We start from the raw sequence: 6,373 nt of genomic DNA on the forward strand, positions 1-6,373 counted from the left end.
GGTCGCGCGGTCCCGCCACCGCTGCAATGGACGATCGCACCCGGTTTTACAGGCCGGAAACCCAAAAGCACTTTCCGCAAATGAAATTGCAGAGTACATTTGATGCAATCAGCCTTGCATAGTGATCCGCGTTACAGATCCGCGCACGCCACAGATCCTGTTCGACAAAGAAAGAGGCCTGACTTGAACCCCAACACCGCCGGCCTGAAAGCCAGCACCGGAACCGGCGCTGCCTCTGGCTCCCATGCGTGGCTCGGCGACGCGCTTCCGGACGTTTCACTGTCCAAAGCCCAGAGCCGGGTGGTCGATGTGATCGCCCGCAACCCGCAGCTTTCCTCGTATGCAGACATCGCGGAGATCGCCCAGCGCGCCGACGTCAACAACTCCACTGTGGTCCGCGCGGCACAGCACCTGGGCTACCGGGGCTGGCCGGACCTGCAGCGCGAACTGCGGTCCCGCTACCTGGTGATGATCTCCACCGAGGACACCCTGACCGAGCACGGGGAACACCGCAGTCCCCTGCATGACGCGCTCAACCACGACATCGAAAACCTCCGCCTGACGCTGGACTCCAACACGGCCGACGACGCCGAGGCAGCCATCGCCACCATGGCCGCGGCCAGATCCATCACCGTCGTCGGGCTGGGCTCGTTCGCCGGCCCCGCCAGCGTGATGGCCCATCTGGGCTCGACCATGGGATACCCCATCACCCTCGAGAACCGCGGCGCGGTGCACCTCGCCTCCAGTGCCAACGCCCTTGGGCCCGGGGATGTCCTGGTGGTCATCAACATGTGGCGCTCCATGCGCCAGATCATCGTCACGGCCGAAGCCGCGAAACAGGCGGGCGCCAAGGTCATCGCCATCAGCGACATGCGCCGCGGCCGCCTCGCAGCCGTCGCCGACCACCTCCTGGTGGTGGCCTCTGAGGGAATCTCCTTCTTCCAGTCCGTCACCGCCGCAAACTCGCTGGTCTACGGCCTGCTCGCGGGCATGGAGGCCGCACAGCCAGAGCGCAGCCGCGCAGCCATCCGCCGCACGCAACAGCTGTGGAAAGACCTCGACATCTACCTCGACTGACCCGCAGTTGCCTCACTCAACCCCACTTACTTTTCGTCAAGGAGCAACTTTATGAACAACAGCACCGAACGCCGCATCGCCGTCATCGGCCTCGGTTCCATGGGCGGGGCGATGGCGGCCACGCTCCACAAGGCCGGCTGGGAGGTCACCGGCTTCGACCCCTCCGAGGCTGCACGGAACGCCGCGTCCGACGCCGGCATCGCCACCACCGCCAGCGTGCAGGCTCTCGCCGGCATCCCCTACGCGGTGCTCTCGTTGCCCGCCGCGAGCGTCGTCGAGGCCACCGTGCCCCAGCTCCTGGCGTCACCGGGAACCGTCGCGATCATCGACACCACCACCTCCGAACCGGCAACGAGCAAGGAGATGGCCGAACGCGCCGCCGCGCAAGGCGCAGCGTTCGTGGATGCCCCGGTCTCGGGTGGCCGCGACGGCGCCTCAACCGGAACGCTGAGCGCCTTCGTCGGGGCAACCGACGCGGCCCTGGCCGCCGCCGAACCCGTCCTGCTGGCACTCACCGGGGGCAAGTACAACCACATCGGCGGGCCCGGCAGCGGCAACGTCGTCAAGCTTCTTAACAACGTCCTGGCGGCGGCCAACCTGGTCTCGGTGGGCGAGGCCCTGGGAGTCGCCAAGGCCTACGGCATCGATCCGGCAAAGGCGGCAGCAAGCATCAGCGAAGCCTCCGGCGGCAGTAAAGTCTCTGCCAACATGTACCCCAACTGGGTGCTCTCCGGAACCCATGATTCCGGTTTTTCGCTGGGACTCATGGCCCGCGACGCTGCCCTTGCTGTTGACGTCGCCGTCCGGATCGGCGAAAAGCCGGCGCTGCTGGCCGCCGTCGCCGGCCAATGGCAGGAAGCCCTGGCCGCCCTCGGACCGCGCGCGGATTTCACCGAGATCGCGCGGACCGTCGCCCCGGCCATCACCCCCGCGGGCGCGCCCGGCACCAAAAACGGCACCACCGCCGTCGCCTGACCAGTCCCTAAGCAAGACGGGCCCCTAACCGAAACCAACCAGAGGACCACCACATTGAGCACCACCACAGCACCCACCTCCTCCTCAGCGGCCACCGCCCGGGCGGTCCTGGACGCAGCGTTCCCCGCCGGGCTGGGAGCATTCCTTGACGGCAGGACAGTCCCTGGCAGCGGCGAGAACATCACGCTGACCGCCGCGGCAACCGGCGAACAGTTCGCCACCTACGCCGATCCCGGCACCGAAGGCGCCAACGCCCTCCTGGAGAGCTCCGTCGCCGGGGCGAAAACCTGGGGCGACATGAACGGGTTCGAACGTGCAGCCATCCTCCGCAACGTCAGCCGCACGGTTGAGGCGCATGCGGAGGAACTGGCCATCCTCGAGTCCGCCACCACCGGAAAACCCATCCGCGACGCCCGGGTGGAAGCCGCCAAGGTGGCCGAGATGTTCGGCTACTACGCAGGCTGGGCGGACAAGCTGACCGGCCAGACCATTCCCGTTCCCGGCCCCTGGCACACCTACACCGAACGCGTCCCCTGGGGCGTCGTCGTCGCCATCACCCCATGGAACGCACCCCTCTTCACAGCCGGCTGGAACTCCGCCGCGCCCCTGGCCGCGGGCAACGCAGTGATCATCAAGCCCAGCGAATTCACGCCCGCTTCGTCCATCCGCCTCGCCCAGTTGGCGCACGAGGCCGGCCTGCCGGCAGGCGTCTTCAACGTTGCGGCGGGACTGGGACAGACCGTAGGCGCGGCCCTCACGAGCGACCGGCGCGTCGGCAAGGTCAGCTTCATCGGCTCCGTACCCACCGGACGCCGGGTGGCTGTCGCTGCCGCGCAGGCAGGCATTCCCGCGCTGCTGGAACTCGGCGGCAAGAGCGCCAACATCGTCTTCGCGGACGCCGACCTGGACCGCGCCGCCGACGGCGCCATCGCCGCGATCTTCTCCGGCGCCGGGCAGTCCTGCGTCGCCGGGTCGCGGCTGCTGGTGGAGCGCAGTGTGCACGCCCGGTTCGTGGAGCTGGTGGCCCACAAAGCCGCCCGGCTGCGCGTTGGCGACCCGCTGAGCGCGGACACCGAGGTGGGCCCCATCATCACGGCCCGGCAGTTCGCCACCGTCACCTCGCTCATCGAGGCTGGAATGAACGACGGCGGACGCCGGGTCACCGGCGGAACGCTCCCCGACGCTCTGGCCGGCTCGCCGCTGGCCGGCGGCCACTGGGTGATGCCCACCCTGCTCGACGGCGTGACACCCCAGAACCGGCTCGAAACGACCGAAGTCTTCGGACCCGTCGTCGGGGCCGACGCCTTCGACACGGAGGCCGAGGCCATTGCCCGGGCCAACAACACGAACTTCGGCCTCGCCGGCGCGGTGTGGACCTCGGACGTTTCCCGTGCCCACCACGTGGCACGCGAGGTGAAGGCCGGCACGTTCTGGATCAACTCCTACAAAACCATCCACGTGGCCGTTCCCTTCGGCGGCTTCGGGGACTCCGGCCACGGCCGCTCCTCCGGTCCCGGCGTCCTGGACGAGTACACACAGACCAAAGCCATCTGGGTGCCGACCCGTGCAGCAGGCGCCCCCTTCCCGTCCCTCTCCTACTAGGGCAGGCATGTACATGGAACCGACAGAAACACCCGCCCTCCGCACCGCGCTCGCCGAGGGCGTCAAACAGTGGAAACCGCGGGCCCTGGCAATGGCGCAACACATCCACGCCCTCAAGGAGGTGTCCTTCGAGGAAATCCACTCGGCCGGCGCGGCGGCCGACCTGCTGGCCGAGGGCGGCTTCGAGGTGGAGCGCGGCACCCGCGGCCTCCCCACAGCTTTCACCGCCAGCGCCGGCAATGGCGAACTCACCGTGGCCCTTTGCGTTGAATACGACGCGCTGCCGGACATCGGGCACGCCTGCGGACACAACCTGATCGCGGGCGCCTCCGTCGCCGCCGCCCTGGCGCTGCGGCCCTTCGTCGATGAACTGGGCATCACCCTGAAGGCCATCGGAACGCCCGCCGAGGAACACGGCGGCGGCAAGGCGCTCCTGCTGGAACGCGGCGCGTTCGACGGCGTCGGCCTGGCCCTGATGGTCCATCCCGTCCAGGACGGGGTGACGTACAACCCCGCGGGCACCAGCGCCCAGGCCGTGGGCCGGTACCGGGCAACTTTCACGGGAAAGGCAGCCCATGCGGCGGCGGCCCCGCACCAGGGCGTGAACGCCGCCGACGCCGCCGTGCTGAGCCAGGTGGCCGTGGGGCTGCTGCGCCAGCAGATCCCCGGTGACCACCGCATCGCAATGTACGTCGCAGAGGCCGGCCACGTCACCAACATCATTCCGGAACGGGCGGTGGTGGAGTTTGAATGCCGGGCCTTCACCCTGAAGGAATACGAAGCGCTGCTGGAGCGCGTCCGCCGCTGCTTTGAAGGCGCTGCCCTGGCCACCGGCACCACGCTGGCCATCGAGGACACGGAACCGCTCTATGAACCGCTGATCCAGGACGACGCCATGGCGGCCCACTGGACCGAGGCCATGGACGTGTTTGGCAAGGACACCTCGCCCTCAGCCGGTATCAGCGGCGGCTCAACGGACATGGGCAACATCTCCCAGGTCATCCCGAGCCTGCATCCCTGGCTGAGCATTCCCGGCGCGGACGTCCCCATCCACTCGCACGCCTTTGCCGCACTGGCAGACTCCCCGGAGGCCTACGCCGTGATGTTCGAGGCGGCCACCGCGCTCGCCTGGACAGTCGCCGCCGCGGCCACCACCCCCACCGAACGGGCACGCCTGATCGAAGCGGCCTACCGCCGTCAGACCGTCACACAGGAAGGCACATCATGAGCACCAGCACAAAACCCGCGCGGACCGACAGGGCCGGCGCCCGGCTCACGCTTCCCGTCGCAGCACTCGCCTTTGTCATTGCGCTGGCGGTTCAGCTGATCGGTCAGGCCAAGATCGACGTCGGCATCGGCGCGATCGTCATCTTCCCCATGGTCTGGGGCCTGATCCTCGGCCTGCTGGTCTCGGTCCAGAAGTTCAAGCCCTTGGGCCTGGACCTGCAGCGGGTCGCGGCCGCCCTGGTGGGCGTCGCGGTTCTGCTCCTGGTGGCCCGGCTGGCATTCAACATCGGGCCCAGCCTCCCCACCCTGCTCAAGGCAGGCCCGGCGCTGCTGCTGCAGGAGGTGGGCCACCTGCTGGGCACCATCGCCCTGGCCCTCCCGCTGGCCGTACTGCTGCGCATGGGCAAGGCGACCGTCGGGGCCACGTTCTCCCTCGACCGCGAACCGTCCTTCGCCATGGTCTCCGAAAAATACGGCCCGGACTCGGACCAGTACCGCGGCGTCCTGGCCATGTACGTTTTCGGCACCCTGTTCGGCGCCGTGTACATCACGCTGCTGACCTCCCTGATCTCCAACTGGAAGATCTTCGACCCGCTCGCCCTGGCCATGGGTGCCGGCGTCGGGTCCGGGTCCATGATGGCGGCCTCCTCCGCAAGCATCATCGCCGCCTACCCCGGCGACCAGGAGGCCATCCTGGGCATGGCCGCCATCTCCAACCTGATCACCACCATCCTGGGCGTCTACGTCGGCATCTACCTCGCCCTGCCGCTCGCGGACCGTTTTTACCGGGTCCTCACCCGCAGGCAGACCCGGGAGGAGGCCGCGGTCACTGCCGGCGCACCGTCACAGCGCGCGGACTCCCAGTCCGTTGCTGAGACCCGTGGAACCGCGGACACGGAGCTCGGCGATGCGGACTCCGCCCGGGAAGCAGCCCAGGCAGAGGAAAACCGGCGGTTCCGCGAACGGGTTGCCGATTCCTCGGCGGCCATGCACCTGCCGCTGTGGCTGTCCTTGTCGGTTCTGACCGTCCTCGGCATCGGCACCGCCTCAATCGCGGCCAAGGGATTCAGCCTGACCATCGTCGCCGGGTACGCCATCATGCTGGCCCTCGTCCTCGTCAGCATTGCCCTGGCCAAGCTCACCAAGAAGATCTCGGCCATCGTCTACATCACCACCATCGGCGCCTACATCTCCAGCCCCTGGTTCTTCGGCGCCGCAGCACTGAACGGCCCCATCAAGTCGGTCGACTTCCTCTCGATCGCCACGGTCATGCTGACCCTCGCCGGCCTGTCCCTGGGCAAGGACATTCCGCTGCTGAAAAACATCGGGTGGAAGATCATCCCGGTGGGCCTGGTGGCCGTCACCGCATCGTTCCTGCTGTCCACGGTGATTGCCGAATTCGCCCTCGGGCTATGGCACTAAAAGCCCTAACGCACTGAAGGAAAGCGGACGACGGCGGGACCAACCCCCCAAGACCGCATACCAATTATTT

General features: G+C 68.0%; 5 protein-coding genes. All 5 read left to right on the top strand.

The features are described 5' to 3' along the window. Positions 1-183 precede the first annotated feature (183 nt). Genes ACFQ50_RS15605 through ACFQ50_RS15625 form a run of 5 tightly spaced genes read left to right on the top strand, consistent with a single transcriptional unit; the run spans position 184 to position 6,303 of the window. A complete protein-coding gene (locus ACFQ50_RS15605; RefSeq protein ID WP_377996526.1) occupies positions 184-1,077 on the top strand; it encodes a MurR/RpiR family transcriptional regulator in 894 nt (297 codons plus the stop codon). A 51-nt stretch (positions 1,078-1,128) separates the two neighbouring features. Then, entirely contained in the window at positions 1,129-2,052 is a 924-nt protein-coding gene (locus ACFQ50_RS15610) for an NAD(P)-dependent oxidoreductase (protein WP_377996528.1), read from the top strand. Positions 2,053-2,106: 54 nt separating this feature from the next. After that, positions 2,107-3,654 carry an aldehyde dehydrogenase family protein gene (locus ACFQ50_RS15615; protein WP_377996530.1) on the top strand — a complete coding sequence of 516 codons (1,548 nt, stop codon included), beginning with the start codon at positions 2,107-2,109 and terminating at the stop codon, positions 3,652-3,654. Positions 3,655-3,661: 7 nt separating this feature from the next. After that, the gene (locus ACFQ50_RS15620; protein WP_377996532.1) at positions 3,662-4,882 is read left to right on the top strand and encodes an amidohydrolase; all 1,221 of its coding nucleotides are present in this window, start codon (positions 3,662-3,664) and stop codon (positions 4,880-4,882) included. Continuing rightward, the gene (locus tag ACFQ50_RS15625; protein ID WP_377996534.1) at positions 4,879-6,303 is read left to right on the top strand and encodes a DUF3100 domain-containing protein; all 1,425 of its coding nucleotides are present in this window, start codon (positions 4,879-4,881) and stop codon (positions 6,301-6,303) included. The genes ACFQ50_RS15620 and ACFQ50_RS15625 overlap by 4 nt, the downstream gene beginning before the upstream one ends. The last annotated feature ends 70 nt before the right edge of the window (positions 6,304-6,373 follow it).

The sequence above is a fragment of the Arthrobacter sp. NPDC056493 genome (assembly GCF_042795115.1).
In the GTDB taxonomy this organism is placed as follows: Bacteria; Actinomycetota; Actinomycetes; order Actinomycetales; family Micrococcaceae; genus Arthrobacter.

Coding starts and splice junctions, on each gene's coding strand:
- ACFQ50_RS15610 (WP_377996528.1), top strand. CDS start 1,129: ATGAACAACAGCACCGAACGCCGCATCGCCGTCATCGGCCTCGGTTCC.
- ACFQ50_RS15620 (WP_377996532.1), top strand. CDS start 3,662: ATGTACATGGAACCGACAGAAACACCCGCCCTCCGCACCGCGCTCGCC.
- ACFQ50_RS15625 (WP_377996534.1), top strand. CDS start 4,879: ATGAGCACCAGCACAAAACCCGCGCGGACCGACAGGGCCGGCGCCCGG.